We start from the raw sequence: 18,615 nt of genomic DNA, 5'->3' as shown, positions 1-18,615 counted from the left end.
AATGTGAGCACAAAATCACAGCAAACGCTCGAATTGCGCGCAAATATGCTCGAAATCAAACATTCCACACTATTGATATGGCTAAATGGTGTAAAACGAAAGTAGAGGACCGGAAGATGGCCGAGACGCAAGAATTTGATGCGCTGATTATTGGCGGCGGCGCCACCGGCGCGGGAATCGCCCGCGACTGCGCCCTGCGCGGGTTACGCGTGGCGTTGATTGAGCGGCACGATATCGCCACCGGCGCCACCGGCCGCAACCACGGCCTGTTGCACAGCGGCGCGCGCTATGCCGTCACCGATGGCGAATCCGCGCGCGAATGTATCAACGAAAATCGTATTTTGCGTCGCATCGCCCGCCACTGCATTGAACCCACTGACGGGCTGTTTATCACCCTGCCTGAAGATGACATGGCCTGGCAGCAAACCTTCATCCACGCTTGTCAGCAGGCCGGTATTGATGCTAAACCGCTTACCCCCGCTGAAGCATTGCGCCTGGAGCCTGCGGTGAACCCTACGCTGCTTGGCGCCGTACAGGTACCGGACGGCACCGTCGATCCGTTCCGCCTGACGGCCGCCAACATGCTCGACGCCCGCGAACACGGCGCGCAGATCCTTACCGGCTGCGAGGTCACCGCTCTGCTGCGCCAGGGCGATCGTGTGTACGGAGTACAGATCTACGATCATCAACGCCGTGAAGCGCGTAGCATTCACGCGCAGGTCGTCGTCAACGCCGCCGGGATCTGGGGCCAACGCATCGCGGAATACGCCGATCTGCGCATCTCCATGTTTCCGGCAAAAGGCTCGCTGCTGATCCTCGATCACCGCATTAATAACCAGGTGATTAACCGCTGCCGCAAGCCGGCGGATGCCGATATTCTGGTGCCCGGCGATACCATCTCGCTGATAGGCACCACCTCGACGCATATTCCTTATGACGAGATCGATGATAACCGGGTGACGACGGAAGAGGTCGATACGCTGCTGCGCGAAGGTGAAAAACTGGCGCCGATCATGGGGCGCACCCGGGTGCTGCGCGCCTACTCCGGCGTCCGTCCGCTGGTCGCCAGCGATGACGATCCCAGCGGGCGCAGCGTTAGCCGCGGTATTGTGTTGCTCGACCACGCCCAGCGCGACGGCATGGAGGGCTTTATCACCATCACCGGCGGTAAGTTGATGACCTACCGTCTGATGGCGGAATGGGCCAGCGACGCCGTCTGCCGCAAACTCGGCAATGCTGAGCCGTGCCGCACCGCGGAGCGCCCGCTACCGGGTTCGCAGGAAGCCACAGAAACCACGCTGAAAAAGATTATCTCGCTACCGACGCCGCTGCGCGGGTCGGCGGTGTATCGCCACGGCGACCGCACCCCAGCATGGCTCGGCGACAGCCGCCAGCACCGTAGCCTGGTCTGCGAATGTGAAGCGGTCACCGCCGGGGAAGTGCAGTACGCGGTAGAGAATCTGGCGGTGAAGAATCTGCTCGACCTGCGCCGCCGTACCCGGGTCGGCATGGGCACCTGCCAGGGTGAACTGTGCGCCTGCCGCGCCGCCGGGCTGTTACAGCGCTTTAACGTCGCCACCCCGGCGCAGTCGTTAACTCAGCTGTCGGAATTTCTCAATGAGCGCTGGAAGGGTGTTCAGCCCATCGCTTGGGGCGACGCGCTGCGCGAAAGTGAATTTACCCGCTGGGTCTACCTCGGCTTATGCGGACTGCAAAAGGAGCATCAGGATGAAATTTGATTGCGCCATCGTCGGCGGCGGACTGGCCGGGCTGTTGTGCGGGCTGGCGCTGAATCAACACGGCCTACGCTGCGTGATAATCAGCCGTGGGCAAAGCGCGCTGCACTTTTCCTCCGCTTCATTAGACCTGCTCTCGGCGCTGCCGAACGGCGATACCGTCACTGATGTCGCACAAGGTCTTCAGCAACTGGCCGTTCAGCTTCCTGAACACCCCTACTCCCGCCTCGGCGCCGACGCGGTGCTCGAATACGCCAGACAGACCGAAGCGCTGCTGGCTGCCTGCGGCGCGAATATGCAAGGCGAAGCGCGCCGACAGCACCTGCGGGTAACGCCGCTGGGGACGTTGCGCCCGGCGTGGCTGTCGCCGGAAGAGGTTCCGCTGGCGCCCATCGCGCAGCAACGCGTATGCATGGTGGGGATTAGCGGTTTTGCCGATTTTCAGCCGCATCTGGCCGCCGCCGCCCTCGGACAGAGCGGAGTGGATGCCGCCGCGGCGGAGATTGATTTACCGCTGCTTGATGTGCTGCGCGATAACCCTACGGAGTTCCGTGCCGCCAACATCGCCCGCGTGCTTGATGATGAAAACCTGTGGCCTGCCCTGCAGTCCGCGCTGCTGCCGCTGGCGCAAGAGTACGAGCTGCTGATGATGCCTGCCTGTTTTGGGCTCGCGGATAATCGCCTCTGGCATTGGCTACAAGAACATCTGCCCTGCCCGCTGCGCCTGCTGCCGACGCTGCCGCCTTCGGTGCCGGGGATGCGCCTGCATAGCCAGCTTCAGCGCCAGTTCATCCGCACCGGCGGCACCTGGCTTGCCGGCGACGAGGTGGTGAAAATCAGCCATCAGCAGGGCGCCGTCGAGGCCGTCTGGACGCGAAATCACGGCGATATCGCACTGCGCCCGCGCTTTACCGTGCTGGCGAGCGGTAGCTTTTTCAGTAACGGTCTCGTCGCCACCCGTGATAGCGTGCGCGAACCGATTCTCGGCCTCGATCTGCAGCAAACGCTGGCGCGCGATAGCTGGTATCAGCGTGATTTCTTCGCATCACAACCGTGGCAGCGCTTTGGTTTGAAGACTGACCCCATGCTGCGCCCACACCTACTCGGCCAGCCGCTAACGAATCTTTTCGCTATCGGCTCGCTGCTCGGCGGTTTCGATGCCATTCAACTCGGCTGCGGCGGCGGCGTTTGCGCCGTCACCGCGCTGCATGCCGCCAGACAGATCCACGCCCTTGCAGGAGGCCGGTCATGAACGATACCCGCTTTGAAAGCTGCATAAAATGCACGGTTTGTACCACCGCCTGCCCGGTGAGCCGGGTAAATCCGCGCTATCCCGGCCCGAAACAGGCGGGGCCGGACGGTGAACGTCTGCGTCTGAAAGATGGCGCGCTGTACGACGACGCGCTGAAATATTGTATTAATTGCAAACGCTGCGAGGTGGCCTGTCCATCTGATGTGAAAATCGGCGATATTATTCAACGCGCGCGTGCGCAGTACAGCCAGCAAACACCAGCCCTGCGCGATGCCATCCTCAGCCATACCGATCTGATGGGCACCCTTTCCACGCCTTTTGCGCCGCTGGTCAACGCCACAACGGGGTTAAAACCGGTGCGCCGCCTGCTCGACGCGGCGCTGAAAATCGACCATCGCCGCACGCTGCCGAAATATGGCTTCGGCACCTTTCGCCGCGCTTACCGCCAGCTCGCCGCCGCACAGGCGCAGTACAGCGAGCAGGTGGCTTTCTTCCATGGCTGCTACGTCAACTATAACCACCCGCAATTGGGTAAGGATCTGATTCGCGTCGTCAACGCGCTGGGTACCGGCGTGCAGCTCTTATCAAAAGAAAAATGCTGCGGCGTCCCGCTTATCGCCAACGGCTTTTTTGACAAAGCGCGCAAGCAAGCGCACAGCAACGTCGCCGCCATGCGCGAAAACAGCTTGCCGATCATCGCCACCTCTTCAACCTGTACTTTTACCCTGCGCGATGAATATCCCCATCTCCTGGATATCGATAACAGCGATCTGCGGGATCGGGTGGAGTTAGCGACCCGCTGGATTTGGAAACAGCTCGATGCCGGCAAAACCCTTCCATTGCGCCCGCTGCCGCTGAAGGTGGTCTATCACACCCCATGTCATATGGAAAAAATGGGCTGGTCGCTATACACCCTTGAGCTTCTGCGCCAAATCCCGGGCCTACAGCTGGAAGTACTGGATTCGCAGTGCTGCGGTATCGCCGGCACCTTCGGCTTTAAGTCGGAAAACTATTCGTCGGCGCAGGCGATTGGCGCGCCATTATTTCGCCAGATTGAGGAAAGCGGCGCGGACGTAGTGATTACCGATTGCGAAACCTGCAAATGGCAGATTGAGATGTCCACCAGCAAGCGCTGCGAACATCCCATTACTCTGCTGGCGCAGGCGCTGAGCGCGCCTGCCTGAATCAGTCGATAAACAGCGTCTCGACGACGTTGATCCAACCATGCTCGCCGCTGACCGGCTTACCGTCGAGCCAGCGGCGCAGCATATTCAGCGCCATCATGGCACAGACTTCTTGCCGCACCGACAGCCCGTGACGATTAGCGCTGAACTTGACCCGCAGCGCGTGCGTACCTTCCGGTGTCGCCAGCACAAAGTTCAGGTAATCGGCCTCCTGACCGCTGACCGACAACGCCAGCCCGGCAAAATGGTTAACGCGCCGCTCGGCGGCCCAGCGCGCCGATTGCGCTAAGGTCTCCTCCTGCGCCGGCACCACTTCGCTGGCGAGAAGCGGCGCGTTAGCCCGCCTCAGCTGCAGCGCCAGCAGGCCACTGGTAAACTGTTCGCTCAAGGTCAGGCTAAGCTGACGCTCCTGCAGGCAACGCGCGATCTGCGCCGGTAAACCTTCCGTACCCTCAAAGATAAGGCTCTCTCCGGCTACCTTACGCACTTCTGGCCACAGCGCCAGCATTGCATCGCGCTGTTCGGCAGGACCGGTTAGTTTTAGCTCGATAATCGGCATTGACGAGCGATAGCCCATCACCACACCAGGGGGGAGCTGCAGGTGATTAAGGCTCTGAGCCAGCTCGCTTTCCGAACGTCCGAAGGTAGTTAAACGCAGACAGACAGGCGGCGACGGAAGCGTGAAGCGCGCACGTAAACGCGGTACAATCTCCTGCTCGACCATAACTTTAAATTCAGACGGCACGCCGGGGGTGAAAAACATCAGGCAGCGGTTGAGCTGTACGGCGAACCCGCAGGCAGTGCCCACCGGGTTATTGATCATTTCGGCGGTGGCGGGGATTTCCGCCTGCTTGCGATTGCTTTCCGCCATCGGCCGACCGCGCTCGGCAAAGAATCGCGTCATCGTCTCCAGCCATTCAGCGTTGAGGACCAACCCTTCGCCTTTCGCCGTCGCCGCCGCCAGCGCGCTAAGATCGTCGCTGGTCGGCCCCAGGCCGCCATTCACGATCAGCACATCCGCCTGTTCGCTGCGTTCGCGCAAAATAGCCACCAGCGCGTCGAGGTCATCGCCGACGGTATTGCGGCGCGTTAACGGTAAACCCTGATTAAAAAAGTAATCCGCCAGCCAGGCGGCATTGGTATCGACAATCTGCCCATGCAGCACTTCATCGCCGGTGGACAGCATTTCCACTTGTAGCATTATGAACTCCAGCCTGATAAGTCGAATTACTATAGCGCAAAGGCGCGGGCTGGCGACGAAGAAATTTGGCGCGGCGGAAGGCCGCGCCGGAGGATTAGAAGCTGGCGCTGGCGCCGATGTACGGACCGTCGGCGATGGTGTTATCACGGTTGCCGTCTTTGCCCGCCAGGTTCAGGTAGCGATAACCTGCCTGGATGCTAAGCGGACGCATGATGGTCCAGCTGGCGCCAACGTTCGCTTCTTCATAGCTATCGATGCCGCTGGAGAGTGAATCAGGCGAGTAGTAATAGTCGCCGTACAGACGGAAGCTATCGCCGATTTTCCACTGCAGGCCGCCGCCGACCGCTGCCGCGTAACCTTCATCGCCCTGCTTCGGATTGGTGTAGATGCCTTTGCCGCCCACGGTCGCCAGGAATGGCCCCAGCGGAATATTCAGACCCAGGCCTAAGCCCGCGGCGTCGCCGTCGTTATCGCTATGCAACCAGTTGCCGGAAATAGCCAGGCCGGTAGATTCGGTACCGAAACCAACGCCGAGGTTGGTATAGTGCTCGCCGGCTTCGCCGGTAACGCTAATAGCATGGGCCGCCGAGGAAACCATCATTACCCCGGCCAGGGCCATAAAAATGCTCTTTTTCATTATTTACTCTATCCAGAAAAGAAGAATCAAAGAAGTCCCGAAAAAACCAGAAAATTCTACTGCGCACCTGTCAGGAATCAATGACCTGGCGAAATGATTTTTCACAAGAGTGTAACCAGTTGCGTCTTTTTACAGCAATACCGCCGCGCATTTGCGAAAGAAAGTAAATTCCACCGAATTCAAATTCAGCGGAATTATATTTAATTAAGTTGCATTGATTAAATAAATCTATATTAACCTGCGCAAACGGCGTCGCGCAGGTCGTTTGAAGGATGCAGAAAAATTAATGGGCGAGCAGCGCCAGACGCTCCGGCGCAAGCCCCGTCAGCTTCGCCACCAGCGCCAGATCAAGCCCGTTTTCCAGCATCGCCAGGGCAATACGTTGCGCAGCCAATTGTTCTCCCTGTTCAAGACCTTGCTGCAGGCCCTGCTCAAGGCCCTGCTGATGGCCGCGTTGTTCCAGAAACTGGGCAATGTTCATTAGCGTCTCCTTATGCGGCCGCTTGGGTACATTTTGCGCAAGATTACGTAAAAAGGCGACCGGATCGGCGGCATTTCCTGCCTGCAATAAATAGTGAAGCAGCGTCCTGAGCTGTCTGCGGCTAGTGTATCCCAGCGCCAACAGGCTGGCTAGTTGCTCCTGCAGTTCCATCATATCGCGTTGCCGGATATGCTTTTGCAGCAACTCAAGCATCGCGACCCGTCGGTGCTGCATTATTGTATCGTCAGGAAGCACCGTGATATCGATTAAGTGAAAATCCTGATTGTATACTTGCCGCGCGGTTTGCGGATGAGCAAATCCTTCCAGCCAGCACATGGGATACGGCCAGGGCGAGACTTGCCCATGATAAAAAAGCAGCGGGATCACCAATGGCAGTTGCGTATGTCCTTTATCCAGATGCCGCTGCATCGCTGCTATCGCATAACGCATCAGGCGAAATGCCATATGACGGTCCACAGAGCTTTGATGTTCGATAAGCAGATAGATATATCCGTCCCCCGCCTGGGTTTGCAGCGAGTAAAGAATATCGGAATGGCTGGCGCGCAGGTCTTCATCGATAAAACTTCCGGACTCCAACTGCAGCGTTTGCAGATTGCATAATTCTCGCAAATGTTCAGGAAGGTGAATCTCCAGAAAATCCCGCGCCGTCGCCCGATGCGACAGCAGGTGTTTAAACACGGCGTCATGTGGGGAATGGGGGGTCCTTTCCATGGTAGCTCTCCATACGATAATTTTCGCTTAACTTAGCACTCTGTAGCGCCAGCGCCGTATTTCCCTTGCGGTTTGCCGAGGCGCCTCGCAAACTGTTTCCTCGATACCCGGCCCGACTCACTGCGAAGGAGAAAAATCATGCGTCAAAGGACGATTGTTTGCCCGCTAATCCAAAATGATGGCCATTACCTGTTGTGCAAGATGGCTGCCGACCGCGGGGTTTTTCCCGGACAGTGGGCGCTGTCCGGCGGCGGCGTGGAGCCGGGGGAAACTATTGAAGAGGCGCTGAGACGTGAAGTCCGCGAGGAGCTTGGCGAAAAATTGCAGTTGACCCGCATCACGCCATGGAGCTTCCGCGATGATACCCGCGTGAAAACCTATGCCGATGGTCGCCAGGAAGAGATCTACATGATCTATTTGATTTTCGATTGCATAAGCGCCAACCGCGAGGTCACGATCAACGAGGAATTCGACGATTACGCCTGGGTGAAGGGCGAAGACCTGCAACATTACGATCTTAATGCCGCGACCCGCCTCACCCTCAGCCAGAAAGGGCTGCTTTAAACCACGGTCAACAGACGCAGCGTCACCTTCAATCCCCCCAGGCTTTCGCTGCGCGACAGCTGCGGGCGGCTACGATGTAGACGCGCGATATCGTTTACCAGCGCCAGGCCCAGCCCGGCGCCGGGTATGCCGCCGACGTTATCGAGCCGACGAAACGGCGTCAGCGCCTGGTTAATCAGGTTTTCATCAATGCCCGGGCCGCTATCCTCCACGCTCAGCGTGACGGCTTCGCCATCGCGATGCAGGCTCAGCGTCACCGTCCCGCGTGCCGGAGTGTAGCGAATCGCATTGTCGAGCAGGTTGGCGCACAGTTCCCCCAGCAAAACGCCATCCCCCAAAACGTTCACCGGCGACTGTTCGCCCTCATAACCCAGATCGATGTTTTTACTGCGCGCCTGGACAATACGCGAAAAACAGCTATGGTGCACGACCTCCTGCAGATCGACCGCGACAAACGCCTGCTCGCCCTGCTCCCGGCGTTTCACCGTCGCCAGTTGTAACAAACGTTCGGTGAGTAAAATCGTATCATCCAGCGTCGCGCGCATGGCCTGCAAACTCTCGCGCCACAGCTGCGGATCCTCGCTGGCCAGCGCCACCGAGGCCTGGGTTTTCAGAACCGCCAGCGGCGTTTTTAACTGATGGGAGGCATCGGCGCTAAAGCGCTCTTGCCGGGAGATCATCACCCGCAGGCGGTCAATATAGCGGTTAAAAGCCACGATCAGCAGCCGTGTTTCCGACCACGGCAGCAATTCCGGTAGCGGCGTCAGCAGGCCGGGTTCGCGGCGCACCATCAGCGCCGAGAGCTGACGCATTGGGCGCAGAACGCGGCGCAGTAGCCACCCCGCCAGTACCAACGTCAACAGCACTAATAAGCCCTGTGACACCCAGGATGAAAACAGCAGTTGTCCGGCCAGCCAGCGCCGCGACTGCAGCGTTTCGGCAATATAAATCTCCGCCATTCCGACGATGCCGCCTTCGTTGACCGGCTGCATCAGGCGCGCCACGCGGATGGCCTGGCCGCGATATTCGGTATGATAAAACCATGCCAGCGCCGGATAGAGCTGGGTTCGTGACGTGGCCGGCGGCATCGCCGGCAGATCGTCAAAACCGGAGATCACTTTCCCCTGCGGGTCGACCACCTTGTAATACAACCGGTCGTTCATGTTGAGTTCAAAGCTGTCCAGCACCACCCAGGGCACATTGACCTCCAGATGGCCGCCGCGCACTACCAGCCGCTCCGCCACAGTGCGCGCCGAGGAGAGCAGCGTACGATCGTAGGCCTGCGTCGCCGCCTGCAGCGCGCTCACGTAGCTATTGAATGCCGATAGCCCCCACAACAGCGCCAGCGGCAGGCCGAGGAACAGCAGCAGTTGGGCATACAGCGACTGCGGTTTACCCCATTTCATGCGGCTCACACTCCAGCAGATAACCCAGCCCGCGTAGCGTAGTGATACGCACGTTACTCTGTTGGAGTTTCTTGCGCAGGCGGTGAATATAAAGTTCGATGCTTTCCGGGCTGACGTCGTCGCTGAGGCTAAACACCTGTTCAAATAGCTGCTGGCGGGAAACCGGACGGGTACGGCGAAACATCAGCACTTTCAACAGCGCCAGCTCGCGCGGCGTCAGGGACAACATCTCACCACGCAGCAGAAAATAGCCTTCATCGCGATATTCCAGATCGCCAAGCTGCTGCACCTCATGCACCTGCCCTTCGCTGCGTCGCAGCAGCGCCCGCAGCCGGGCGTCGAGCTCCTCCAGCTCAAAAGGTTTGGGTAGGTAATCGTCGGCGCCGACGTTCAGCCCTTTCACCCGATCCGCTACCGCGCTGCGCGCGGTCAACAGCAGCACCGGCAGCGTTTGTCCACGCTTACGCAACCGCTGTACCACCTCGAGGCCATCTAAGCCCGGCATACCGATATCCAGCACCGCCAGCGCATATTTTTCGCTTTGCAGCAGGTGATCCGCCGCCCGGCCATCAAAAACGCAATCCACGGCAAAACCGCCCTGCACCAGCGCTTTTTCCAGCCAGTGAGCCAGCTCACGGTTATCCTCGGCTAATAAGAGACGCATATCACATCCTGTAAAGTTGCTGCCGCATTGAAAGGGAAATGAAAGGTAACTGTTTTAACAATCACGCAACCGAATCGCCACATGTCGGTTCACATAATCAGAAAAACATTCCCTGTACCTACTGAGGAAGCCTATGAAAACGCCATTTTTCCGCCATCTTAGCGCCATCGCGCTGTGCCTCTGTACAACCACCGCTTTCGCGGCGCAAGCCCCGTCCCGCACCGAATGTATCGCCCCCGCCAAACCCGGCGGCGGCTTCGACCTTACCTGTAAGCTAATTCAGGTGAGCCTGATGGAAACCGGTGCGATCGAAAAACCGATGCGCGTCACCTATATGCCCGGCGGCGTCGGCGCGGTGGCCTATAACGCCATCGTCGCCCAGCGCCCGGCGGAAGCCGGAACCGTGGTCGCCTTTTCCGGCGGCTCGCTGCTGAATTTGTCGCAGGGGAAATTCGGCCGCTACGGCGTTGATGACGTACGCTGGCTGGCCAGCGTCGGTACCGACTACGGCATGATTGCCGTGCGCGCCGATTCGCCATGGAAAGACCTGAAGTCATTCATGAGCGCAATGGAGAAAAATCCCGCCACTATCGTCATTGGCGCCGGGGCCTCCATCGGCAGCCAGGACTGGATGAAAGCGGCGCTGCTGGCGCAAAAAGCCAACGTTGACCCGCACAAGATGCGCTACGTCGCCTTTGAGGGCGGCGGCGAGCCGGTAACCGCCCTGCTCGGCAACCATGTGCAGGCGGTCTCCGGCGATCTGAGTGAAATGGTGCCTTACCTGCAGGGAAATAAGATCCGCGTCCTGGCGGTCTTCTCCAACGAACGTCTGCCGGGCGCGCTGGCTGATGTTCCTACCGCTAAAGAGCAGGGCTATGACCTGGTCTGGCCGATTATTCGTGGCTTCTTTATGGGCCCGAAAGTAAGCGATGCCGACTACCAGTGGTGGGTTGATGAATTCACTAAACTGCAGCAAACCGATGAGTTCAAAAAGCAACGTGAACTGCGCGGCCTGTTTGAATTCAACATGAACGGCAAGGAACTCGATACCTATGTAAAACAGCAGGTCAGCGATTATCGCGAACAGGCGAAAGCCTTTGGCCTGGCTAAATAATCCGCGGAGGCGCTAATGAGCGATCGTATCTTTGCCGGAGTCTGGCTGTTGTTATGCATTGGCGGCCTGTTTATCGCCTGGCAGATCCACAGCGAATACTCGTATGAACCCGTCGGCCCGCGTCCTTTCCCGTTGGGCATTATCGGCCTGATGCTACTGTGTTCAGCGCTGATGCTGCTGCGTCGCCCGGACGCCATCGAGTGGCCGGGACGACATGTCCTGCAACGGCTGTTAACCATGGTCGTGGTGCTGGTGGTCTATGCCTGGGGATTTGAATGGCTGGGCTTTCCGCTGGCGACCGCGCTGCTGACGGCGGTGATCGGCCTGCTATTCGGCGCCACGCTACCGGCGGCAGGCATTGCCGGCGTGGTGATGGGCGTCTCGTTATGGTACGCCTTCGATACCTTACTTGATGTGACTCTGCCGCTTGGCGTCTGGTTAAATTAACGGAGAAGCTTATGGATACCTGGATCTATCTGTCGCAGGGTTTCGCCGTCGCCATGACGCCGGAAAATCTGCTTATCGCCCTCATCGGCTGCTTTGTCGGAACCATCGTCGGGCTGCTGCCCGGCCTCGGGCCGATTAACGGCGTCGCCATTCTGCTGCCGCTGGCCTTTGCCCTGCACCTGCCCGCGGAATCGGCGCTGATCCTGTTGGCGACGGTCTATATCGGTTGCGAATATGGCGGGCGTATTTCATCTATCCTGCTGAACGTACCCGGCGATGCCGCCGCCATCATGACGGCGCTTGATGGCTATCCCATGGCGCAGCAAGGGCGCGGCGGCGTCGCGCTGTCGATTTCCGCCGTCAGCTCTTTCTTCGGTTCGCTTATCGCGATCGGCGGCATTATTCTGTTCGCGCCGCTTCTCGCCCAGTGGTCACTGGCGTTCGGCCCGGCGGAATATTTCGCGCTGATGGTGTTTGCCATCGCCTGCCTCGGCAGCATGATGGCGCAAAACCCGCTGAAATCGTTCCTCGCGGCGTTAATCGGTTTGGGCCTGGCGACGGTGGGCGTCGATGCCAACACCGGGGTTTACCGCTTTACCTTCGACAGCGTCCATCTCTCCGATGGCGTTCAGTTTATAGTGGTGGTTATCGGCCTGTTCTCCGTTTCCGAGATCCTGTTGATGCTGGAGAGCACCAGCGGCGGGCAAACGCTGGTGCGTAAAACCGGGCGCATGCTATTTAACACCAAAGAGGCCGCGCAGTGCGTCGGCGCGACCCTGCGTTCTTCCGTGGTGGGTTTCTTCGTCGGTATTCTGCCTGGCGCCGGGGCGACCATCGCCAGCGCCATCACCTATATGACGGAGAAAAAAATCAGTGGTAATAGCGATAACTTCGGCAAGGGGGATATTCGCGGCGTAGCGGCGCCGGAAGCCGCGAATAACGCCTCCGCCTGCGGTTCGTTTATTCCAATGCTGACGCTCGGCGTGCCTGGTTCCGGCACCACCGCGGTCATGATGGGCGCGCTGACGCTGTATAACATTACGCCCGGCCCGGCGATGTTCACCGAACAGCCGGATATCGTCTGGGGGCTCATCGCCGCGCTGCTTATCGCCAACGTGATGCTGCTTATTATGAACATTCCGCTGATTGGCCTGTTCACCCGCATGCTGACGATCCCGCTATGGTTCCTGGTACCGGCCATCGCCGCCGTTTCCGCCGTCGGCGTCTATGCGGTGCACAGCACCACCTTTGACCTGTTGCTGATGGTTGGCCTCGGCGTGCTCGGCTATATCATGCGTAAAATGCACTTCCCGATGTCGCCGCTGATCCTCGGTTTTGTATTGGGCGAGATGCTGGAGCAGAACCTGCGCCGCGCGCTGTCGATCAGCAACGGTAATCTGGCTATCCTCTGGGAAAGCGGCGTAACCAAAACATTGCTGATGCTGGCTGTCGCCGTCCTGGTGGTGCCGCCGCTGCTGCGTCTGAGACGTAAACAACGCCAGCGCCGCGCCGAGGCCAATATCGGCTAAACCGGCGAATTGACCCATTCGCGCAGCGCCCGGCGCGAAATCTTAATCCCGCCGTTCTTTAACGTTTCCGGCAGCCGTAGCCACTGTACCGGCTGCTGGAAACGCGCTAACCGTTCAGCGCTCCATGCCGCCAGCGTGGCCATTTCGCAGCCATCCTCGCATTCAACCACCGCCACCGGGCGTTGGCCGTATTCGATATCATCCTGCGGCACAATAAACACCTGCTGAACCTGCGGATGGGCGAGTATCACGCGCTCAACCTCCTCCGGCTGAATGCCTTCGCCGCCGCTAAAAAAGAGATTATCCAGCCGCCCAATAACCGACAGCCGACCGGCACGTAACACTCCGCGATCGCGCGTCGCAAACCAGCCTTCATCGTTGGTTAATGGCAGCAGTTGACCATCGCGCCAGTAGCCTGCGGCCATGCTCGCCGCCCGCAGCCAGATCTCGCCGGCGACAATTTTCACCTCCCTTCCCGGCAGCGCTTCGCCCACATCCGCCGCTCCGTCGGCCTCTTTAGCGCAGACCGTGGAGGCGAATTCGGTGAGGCCATAGCCGCAGAAGCTGCGTATTCCCTGCGCTCGCGCCCTTTCGGTCAGCTCGACGGGGATCGCCGCGCCGCCAAGCAGCACCGCCTTGAGTGAAACATCGACATCGCCATTCAGCAGGCGCCATAGCTGAGTCGGTACCAGCGAAGCATGGGTACAGCCCAGCAGCGCCTGCTCCAGCGGTTGTCTATCGCGCACCGTCAGCCGCGCGCCAGCCAGCAGCCAGCGCCAGATGATCCCCTGCCCGGAGACATGGAACAACGGCAGCGACAGCAGCCAGTCGTCTTCCGCGGCAAACGGCATCAGCGCCAGCACGCCAGCGGCACTGGCCAGATGGGCGCTGGCGCTATGTACCGCCGCCTTCGGCAGGCCGGTTGAGCCGGAGGTTAACGTCATCGACACCAGCCGTTCGCCATGCCAGCAAACGGCACAGGCGCCTTCTGCCGCCTGCAGAGTTAACGCCGGTAAATTCCCCGGCAGCGAATCACCGTTAAGCACCAGTTGATGCTGTACGGTTAACGCAGGCAGCAGTTCCTGCAGCAATACCGTAGGCAGCTGCGGATTAAGCGGCAGCACCCGCGCCCCGCACTGCAGCAGCGCCAGCCAGGCAAGTAGCGTCTCCGGCTGGTTGTAGGCCCGTAGCGCCACGCCCTGACCTTCCATTACGCCCTGCGCGGCAAAACCAGCCGCCAGCGCGTCAATCCGCGCGCATAGCTCACGCCAGGTCAACACCTGGTCATTCAGGCGTAGCGCCTGCGACTCGCCGCGTAACTGACGCCAGTGGCGCCACGGCCAATCGGAAAACATCACAGCAGTTGCTCCAGCTCATCAGCATTGAAAATTGGCAGCGTACTCTCCGGCCACGCCCGCACCAGCTGCGCGCCCATCAGCGCCAGCGTATCGAGTCCGGGGATAGTCTGCGGGGTCAGCCAGGCGGCGATCCTCGCCAGCTGCGTTAACCCCAGGCTGGACTCGATCGACGAGCTAATCACCGCGCTCAGCCCCAGCGCATGCGCCGCGGCGACCTGTTGCTGAACCTTTTGCAAGCTGCCGGTCAGCGTCGGTTTGATCACCACCGCGCGCACGCCGGGCTCGGCGACAAAACGGAAATCCGCCTCGCGCAGGCTTTCATCCCAGGCGATAGCAATACCGGTCTGCTGGCTGAATTCACGCGAATCGTCGCGGCTTTTGCACGGTTCTTCGAGAAAGGCAATGCGCTGGCGATAGGCCGGATTAACATATTTGGCGAACTGCTGCGCTTTGATCGGCGTCCACGCCCGGTTGGCATCCAGCCGCAGCTGCAGATCGGGGATCGCTTCCAGCAGCAGATTCACCACCATGCCGTCGCGTACCGCCTCCCACAACCCCACTTTCACCTTAGCGACTTTCTCGCCGGGCATCGCCGCCAGTTTGGCGAACAGTTCATCCGGGTCGCCGGAACAGAGCGGCGCCGCGCGATAATCCGCCGCCTGTGGTAGCTCGCCGCCAAGCTCCGCCTGCGCGCAGCTAATACCAAAAGCGACGGAGGGCTGCATAGGAAGCGGCGGCTCGGTGCCGTCGCGCCAGGCCCGCGCCCACGCCAGCAGCGCCATTTGCGCCTCTTCCAGCGTTTCGTCACTGAATCCCGGCAGGGGAGAAATTTCCCCCCAGCCTTCGCGTTCACCCTCCTGCAGACGGATGAACAGCCCGTCGCGGGTTTTTAACCGCCGTTCGCGCAGAACCACGCCCGCGTCCATCGGTATCTGCCAGCGGTAAACCTGCGAAACGCGCATTATGGATTCCGTTTAAATTTGCTGAAGTCCGGCTGACGTTTCTGGTTAAAAGCGTTACGTCCTTCCTGCCCTTCTTCCGTCATGTAGAACAGCATGGTGGCGTTACCCGCCAGCTCCTGCAGCCCGGCCTGGCCATCGCAGTCGGCGTTCAACGCCGCTTTCAGGCAGCGCAGCGCCATCGGGCTGTTTTGCAGCATTTCACGACACCAGCGCACGGTCTCTTTTTCCAGATCCGCCAACGGGACCACGGTATTCACCAGCCCCATATCCAGCGCCTGCTGGGCGTCGTACTGACGGCACAGGAACCAGATTTCGCGCGCTTTTTTCTGCCCGACGATACGCGCCATATAGGAAGCGCCCCAGCCGCCATCAAAGGAGCCGACTTTTGGCCCGGTCTGGCCAAAGATGGCATTGTCCGCCGCGATGGTCAGGTCGCACATCATGTGCAGTACGTGGCCGCCGCCGATAGAGTAACCGGCGACCATCGCTACTACCGGTTTCGGGCAGGTGCGGATCTGGCGCTGGAAGTCGAGCACGTTGAGATGGTGAACGCCGGAGTCGTCCTGATAGCCGCCGTAATCGCCGCGAACTTTCTGGTCGCCGCCGGCGCAGAAAGCTTTATCGCCTTCACCAGTCAGTACGATAACGCCGATATTGTCGTCATAGCGGGCATCCGCCAGCGCCTGAATCATCTCTTTGACGGTCAGCGGACGGAAGGCGTTGCGCACCTGCGGACGATTGATAGTGATTTTAGCAATCCCGTCAGTCGATTTTTGATAACGAATATCGGTATAGCCTTCTGAGCAATCGTGCCATTCAACGGGGGCGTAGAGCATTGCTTCATCAAGAGAGATCATAGAATGTCCTTCAGTTAACTTGCCAGAATCTGCGCCAGACAGGCAATCACCGCCTCGGGGTTGTCCCGGTGCGCGTTGTGTCCGGCATGGTGAATAATATGGGTATCGGCGGCGAGCGCTTGCGCGATAGCGCGAAACTTGGCGTCGCGTTCGCCGCACAGGTAGTGAAAAGGAAAATCGCGAGCCTGCAGAGACGGGCGCAAATCGCCCTGCCGGGCAAGGGAGGTCGCCTCCAGCATCGCCGCCAGCGTAGCGCCGTTATTGCGGCGACGTAGGGCGACCAGTGACGCGCGCTGCGCCGCATTCAGCGAAGCGAAAACCGGCTGCTGATACCAGTCGGCGAAGACCTGCACTAACGGCTCGCGGCGAAAACGTTCCGCCCAGGCGCTATCGTTGCCGCGCCGCGCCTGCCGCGACACTTCGTCCTGTAGGCCCGGATGTCCGCCCTCAACGATCAGGCCGCGCAGGCCCGCGCGCGGCTGGCAAGCGAAGTTCATCGCCACCCGGCCGCCCAGGGAGTAGCCTACCAGCCAATAATCAAGGATGTTGTAACTATTTAGCGTAGCCTGCAGTAATTCGCTAACCCCGGCAAAGCCATCAACCGCGATATCCGCCGATCCACCGTGCCCCGGCAGATCGAGATACAGCCGCGGCCAGGCCGGAAACGCTTCGCCAACCGTACGCCACTCGTCGCGGTCTCCGGAAAAGCCGTGCAGGAATACCAGCCAGGGATAACCCGGCTGGCCGCTTTCAACCGCCGCGTTGAGCGTCACAGGCGGCTTACCTGCGCCAGCAGTTGCTGAAGGGTCTGCGTACCGTCGGTCTCGTTAACCGCCAGCTCAATCACCGTCGCCCCGGCGCGGCGCCACGCGCCTGCCAGCGCCTCATCCAGCGACTGCCAGTCATCAGGGCGGTGATAAGCCAGACCGAACATCGCCGCCGCGTGGCTGAAATCCACGTCCTGCGGCATTAAATAGAACTGGCGGCGCTCGTCCTGCGGCGTCGGCAGCATAGAGAAAATCTGCCCGCCGTTATTATTGACCACGATCAGCACCAGCGGCGCCGACGCCTGGCGCAGCAGGGCCAGCGAGTTGAGATCGTATAACGCCGAAAGATCGCCGACGATCGCAAGCGTAGGCCGGGCGCTCGCCCGCTGCACGCCGGCGGCGGTCGCCAATAGGCCATCGATGCCGCTGGCGCCGCGATTACTGTAGACCGGATAACCCGCCGGCAGTTGCCCCAGCGCGTCTATCAGGCGTACCACTAAACTGTTGCCAACAAACAGCTGTCCCTGATCCGGCAAATAGCGCCGAATGCGCTGCGCCAGCTGCGCTTCGCCAAAAGGCTCGTTGCTGGCGACCGCGGCCTGCCACGCCTGCCCGGCAAGCTGCGGGATCACCGTCGCCCACGGCTGACGTTTCTCCGCCGGATGCAGTTCGAGCCAACGTTCAACGCTTGAGAGCAGACGGCGACCGCGGTGCTGCGCCGGATCGAGGCGACCGCGCAGATTATCCACCAGCCAGTATTCATCCGGCTCGCAGGTCGCCTGCCACTGGAGCACGCGTTTGCCGGTCAGACTGCTACCGAGTTGCACGACGATTTGCGCCTGCGCAAGTTCGCTGACCGCTTTACCGTTGCCCAGCCACAGGTCGGCGCACGGCAACGGCTGCCCGGTCTGCGACAGGACATCGCCAATCAGCGGCCAGCCGAGTGTCTGCGCCCATTCAGCCACTTTTTTACCTTCCGCGGCGCTCATCCTGCCCGCGACCACTACGCCGCGTTTTTGCCGCCAGAAGAACCAGTCGCGCTGTTTCTCACTCTCCATCTGCAGCGCCTGACGCAGCCAGGGCTTATCGCTCTGCCACCAGTCGCCGAGCTGCTGTTGCCACTCTAGCCCGGTATCGTCCATATCGCCATACAGGGGCTCAGCGAACGGGCAGTTGATATGTACCCCGCCGGCATGCAGCTCGCCCAGCGACTGATCGATGGTCGAGACCAACCAGCGGGCGGAAATATCCTGCGAAGGACGCGGTAAAGAAACGGTCTGCGCAGGATGAGAAGCAAACATTCCCGGTTGGCGGATGGCCTGATTGGCGCCGCAGTCGATAAGCTCCGGCGGGCGGTCGGCGGTCAGCAGGATCAGTTTTTCACCCGTCAGGCCCGCTTCAATCAGCGCCGGATAGAGATTCGCAGTTGCGGTTCCGGAGGTCACAATCACCGCCACCGGCTGGCGGCTGGCCTTCGCCAGTCCCAGCGCCAGGTGGCCAAGACCACGTTCGTCAAAATGAGTATGATGAATAAAAGCGCGGTTTTCCGCCGCCGCCAGGGTTAAGGGCGTCGAGCGCGAGCCTGGGGCAATGCAAATGTGCTGCACGCCGTGGCGGGTTAAAGCTTCAAGGATCACCGCCGCCCAGCGTCGGTTAAATGCGCTTACTGACATGAAATTGTCCGGTATCAAATATTGATGCTAAGTATAGATAAGGCAGAGTTG

General features: G+C 60.1%; 17 protein-coding genes. 7 read left to right on the top strand and 10 right to left on the bottom strand.

Annotated elements, in window-relative coordinates:
- The first annotated feature begins 116 nt into the window (after positions 1–116).
- Genes glpA through glpC form a run of 3 tightly spaced genes read left to right on the top strand, consistent with a single transcriptional unit; the run spans position 117 to position 4,172 of the window.
- Positions 117–1,739 (top strand): anaerobic glycerol-3-phosphate dehydrogenase subunit A, encoded by a 1,623-nt coding sequence (glpA, locus tag ABLV08_RS13805; RefSeq protein WP_101739527.1) that lies wholly within the window; start codon positions 117–119, stop codon positions 1,737–1,739.
- Positions 1,729–2,988, top strand: coding sequence for a glycerol-3-phosphate dehydrogenase subunit GlpB (glpB, locus tag ABLV08_RS13800; RefSeq protein WP_348855955.1), 1,260 nt, complete (start codon positions 1,729–1,731; stop codon positions 2,986–2,988). The genes glpA and glpB overlap by 11 nt, the downstream gene beginning before the upstream one ends.
- On the top strand, positions 2,985–4,172 hold the full coding sequence (gene glpC / locus ABLV08_RS13795; protein ID WP_348855954.1) for an anaerobic glycerol-3-phosphate dehydrogenase subunit GlpC: 1,188 nt from the start codon (positions 2,985–2,987) through the stop codon (positions 4,170–4,172). The genes glpB and glpC overlap by 4 nt, the downstream gene beginning before the upstream one ends.
- A 1-nt stretch (position 4,173) precedes the next feature.
- Here glpC and ABLV08_RS13790 read toward each other — a convergent pair whose 3' ends face one another.
- The 3 genes from ABLV08_RS13790 to ABLV08_RS13780 form a co-directional block, all read right to left on the bottom strand.
- Positions 4,174–5,373: a nicotinamide mononucleotide deamidase-related protein YfaY gene (locus ABLV08_RS13790; RefSeq protein ID WP_348855953.1), complete on the bottom strand. Its 1,200-nt coding sequence runs from the start codon at positions 5,371–5,373 to the stop codon at positions 4,174–4,176.
- Positions 5,374–5,467: 94 nt separating this feature from the next.
- Positions 5,468–6,010, bottom strand: a complete 543-nt coding sequence (locus ABLV08_RS13785; RefSeq protein ID WP_015365610.1) for a YfaZ family outer membrane protein — start codon at positions 6,008–6,010, stop codon at positions 5,468–5,470.
- 283 nt (positions 6,011–6,293) lie between these two features.
- On the bottom strand, positions 6,294–7,223 hold the full coding sequence (locus ABLV08_RS13780) for an Rpn family recombination-promoting nuclease/putative transposase (protein WP_348855952.1): 930 nt from the start codon (positions 7,221–7,223) through the stop codon (positions 6,294–6,296).
- A 138-nt stretch (positions 7,224–7,361) separates the two neighbouring features.
- On the opposite strand from ABLV08_RS13780, the gene nudI reads away from it, so the two are divergent.
- Positions 7,362–7,787 (top strand): nucleoside triphosphatase NudI, encoded by a 426-nt coding sequence (nudI, locus tag ABLV08_RS13775; protein ID WP_015365608.1) that lies wholly within the window; start codon positions 7,362–7,364, stop codon positions 7,785–7,787.
- Here nudI and ABLV08_RS13770 read toward each other — a convergent pair.
- Entirely contained in the window at positions 7,784–9,193 is a 1,410-nt protein-coding gene (locus ABLV08_RS13770) for a sensor histidine kinase (protein ID WP_045386166.1), read from the bottom strand. The two genes, nudI and ABLV08_RS13770, sit on opposite strands and share 4 nt — an antisense overlap.
- On the bottom strand, positions 9,180–9,857 hold the full coding sequence (gene tctD, locus ABLV08_RS13765; protein WP_015365606.1) for a transcriptional regulator TctD: 678 nt from the start codon (positions 9,855–9,857) through the stop codon (positions 9,180–9,182). Before tctD ends, ABLV08_RS13770 begins: the two co-directional genes overlap by 14 nt.
- Positions 9,858–9,990: 133 nt before the next feature.
- Between tctD and ABLV08_RS13760 the strand changes: the two genes are divergently transcribed.
- The 3 genes from ABLV08_RS13760 to ABLV08_RS13750 are packed head-to-tail and all read left to right on the top strand — an operon-like array spanning position 9,991 to position 12,947.
- Positions 9,991–10,971 carry a tripartite tricarboxylate transporter substrate binding protein gene (locus tag ABLV08_RS13760; RefSeq protein ID WP_015365605.1) on the top strand — a complete coding sequence of 327 codons (981 nt, stop codon included), beginning with the start codon at positions 9,991–9,993 and terminating at the stop codon, positions 10,969–10,971.
- Between the two features lie 15 nt (positions 10,972–10,986).
- On the top strand, positions 10,987–11,418 hold the full coding sequence (locus tag ABLV08_RS13755; protein WP_015365604.1) for a tripartite tricarboxylate transporter TctB family protein: 432 nt from the start codon (positions 10,987–10,989) through the stop codon (positions 11,416–11,418).
- Positions 11,419–11,429: 11 nt separating this feature from the next.
- Positions 11,430–12,947: a tripartite tricarboxylate transporter permease gene (locus tag ABLV08_RS13750; protein ID WP_015365603.1), complete on the top strand. Its 1,518-nt coding sequence runs from the start codon at positions 11,430–11,432 to the stop codon at positions 12,945–12,947.
- Here ABLV08_RS13750 and menE read toward each other — a convergent pair.
- Genes menE through menD form a run of 5 tightly spaced genes read right to left on the bottom strand, consistent with a single transcriptional unit; the run spans position 12,944 to position 18,564 of the window.
- On the bottom strand, positions 12,944–14,305 hold the full coding sequence (gene menE / locus ABLV08_RS13745) for an o-succinylbenzoate--CoA ligase (protein ID WP_047054175.1): 1,362 nt from the start codon (positions 14,303–14,305) through the stop codon (positions 12,944–12,946). The genes ABLV08_RS13750 and menE overlap by 4 nt on opposite strands.
- On the bottom strand, positions 14,302–15,267 hold the full coding sequence (gene menC, locus ABLV08_RS13740) for an o-succinylbenzoate synthase (protein ID WP_045386170.1): 966 nt from the start codon (positions 15,265–15,267) through the stop codon (positions 14,302–14,304). Before menC ends, menE begins: the two co-directional genes overlap by 4 nt.
- Positions 15,267–16,124 carry a 1,4-dihydroxy-2-naphthoyl-CoA synthase gene (gene menB / locus ABLV08_RS13735; RefSeq protein WP_015365600.1) on the bottom strand — a complete coding sequence of 286 codons (858 nt, stop codon included), beginning with the start codon at positions 16,122–16,124 and terminating at the stop codon, positions 15,267–15,269. The genes menC and menB overlap by 1 nt, the downstream gene beginning before the upstream one ends.
- A gap of 14 nt (positions 16,125–16,138) precedes the next feature.
- A complete protein-coding gene (gene menH / locus ABLV08_RS13730) occupies positions 16,139–16,897 on the bottom strand; it encodes a 2-succinyl-6-hydroxy-2,4-cyclohexadiene-1-carboxylate synthase (protein ID WP_348855951.1) in 759 nt (252 codons plus the stop codon).
- A complete protein-coding gene (gene menD / locus ABLV08_RS13725; RefSeq protein WP_015706156.1) occupies positions 16,894–18,564 on the bottom strand; it encodes a 2-succinyl-5-enolpyruvyl-6-hydroxy-3-cyclohexene-1-carboxylic-acid synthase in 1,671 nt (556 codons plus the stop codon). Before menD ends, menH begins: the two co-directional genes overlap by 4 nt.
- Positions 18,565–18,615 lie beyond the last annotated feature (51 nt).

It is taken from the genome of Klebsiella sp. CN_Kp088 (genome assembly GCF_040064335.1).
GTDB classification, from domain to species: domain Bacteria; phylum Pseudomonadota; class Gammaproteobacteria; order Enterobacterales; family Enterobacteriaceae; genus Klebsiella; species Klebsiella aerogenes.
The sequence above is the reverse complement of the archived record's forward strand: the minus strand, read 5'-3'. Positions and strand labels throughout refer to the sequence as shown.

What these genes read in the sequence shown, in the direction of transcription:
- glpA (WP_101739527.1), top strand. Translation starts at nt 117, where the DNA reads ATGGCCGAGACGCAAGAATTTGATGCGCTGATTATTGGCGGCGGCGCC.
- glpB (WP_348855955.1), top strand. Translation starts at nt 1,729, where the DNA reads ATGAAATTTGATTGCGCCATCGTCGGCGGCGGACTGGCCGGGCTGTTG.
- glpC (WP_348855954.1), top strand. Translation starts at nt 2,985, where the DNA reads ATGAACGATACCCGCTTTGAAAGCTGCATAAAATGCACGGTTTGTACC.
- ABLV08_RS13790 (WP_348855953.1), bottom strand. Translation starts at nt 5,373, where the DNA reads ATGCTACAAGTGGAAATGCTGTCCACCGGCGATGAAGTGCTGCATGGG.
- ABLV08_RS13785 (WP_015365610.1), bottom strand. Translation starts at nt 6,010, where the DNA reads ATGAAAAAGAGCATTTTTATGGCCCTGGCCGGGGTAATGATGGTTTCC.
- ABLV08_RS13780 (WP_348855952.1), bottom strand. Translation starts at nt 7,223, where the DNA reads ATGGAAAGGACCCCCCATTCCCCACATGACGCCGTGTTTAAACACCTG.
- nudI (WP_015365608.1), top strand. Translation starts at nt 7,362, where the DNA reads ATGCGTCAAAGGACGATTGTTTGCCCGCTAATCCAAAATGATGGCCAT.
- ABLV08_RS13770 (WP_045386166.1), bottom strand. Translation starts at nt 9,193, where the DNA reads ATGAAATGGGGTAAACCGCAGTCGCTGTATGCCCAACTGCTGCTGTTC.
- tctD (WP_015365606.1), bottom strand. Translation starts at nt 9,857, where the DNA reads ATGCGTCTCTTATTAGCCGAGGATAACCGTGAGCTGGCTCACTGGCTG.
- ABLV08_RS13760 (WP_015365605.1), top strand. Translation starts at nt 9,991, where the DNA reads ATGAAAACGCCATTTTTCCGCCATCTTAGCGCCATCGCGCTGTGCCTC.
- ABLV08_RS13755 (WP_015365604.1), top strand. Translation starts at nt 10,987, where the DNA reads ATGAGCGATCGTATCTTTGCCGGAGTCTGGCTGTTGTTATGCATTGGC.
- ABLV08_RS13750 (WP_015365603.1), top strand. Translation starts at nt 11,430, where the DNA reads ATGGATACCTGGATCTATCTGTCGCAGGGTTTCGCCGTCGCCATGACG.
- menC (WP_045386170.1), bottom strand. Translation starts at nt 15,267, where the DNA reads ATGCGCGTTTCGCAGGTTTACCGCTGGCAGATACCGATGGACGCGGGC.
- menB (WP_015365600.1), bottom strand. Translation starts at nt 16,124, where the DNA reads ATGATCTCTCTTGATGAAGCAATGCTCTACGCCCCCGTTGAATGGCAC.
- menD (WP_015706156.1), bottom strand. Translation starts at nt 18,564, where the DNA reads ATGTCAGTAAGCGCATTTAACCGACGCTGGGCGGCGGTGATCCTTGAA.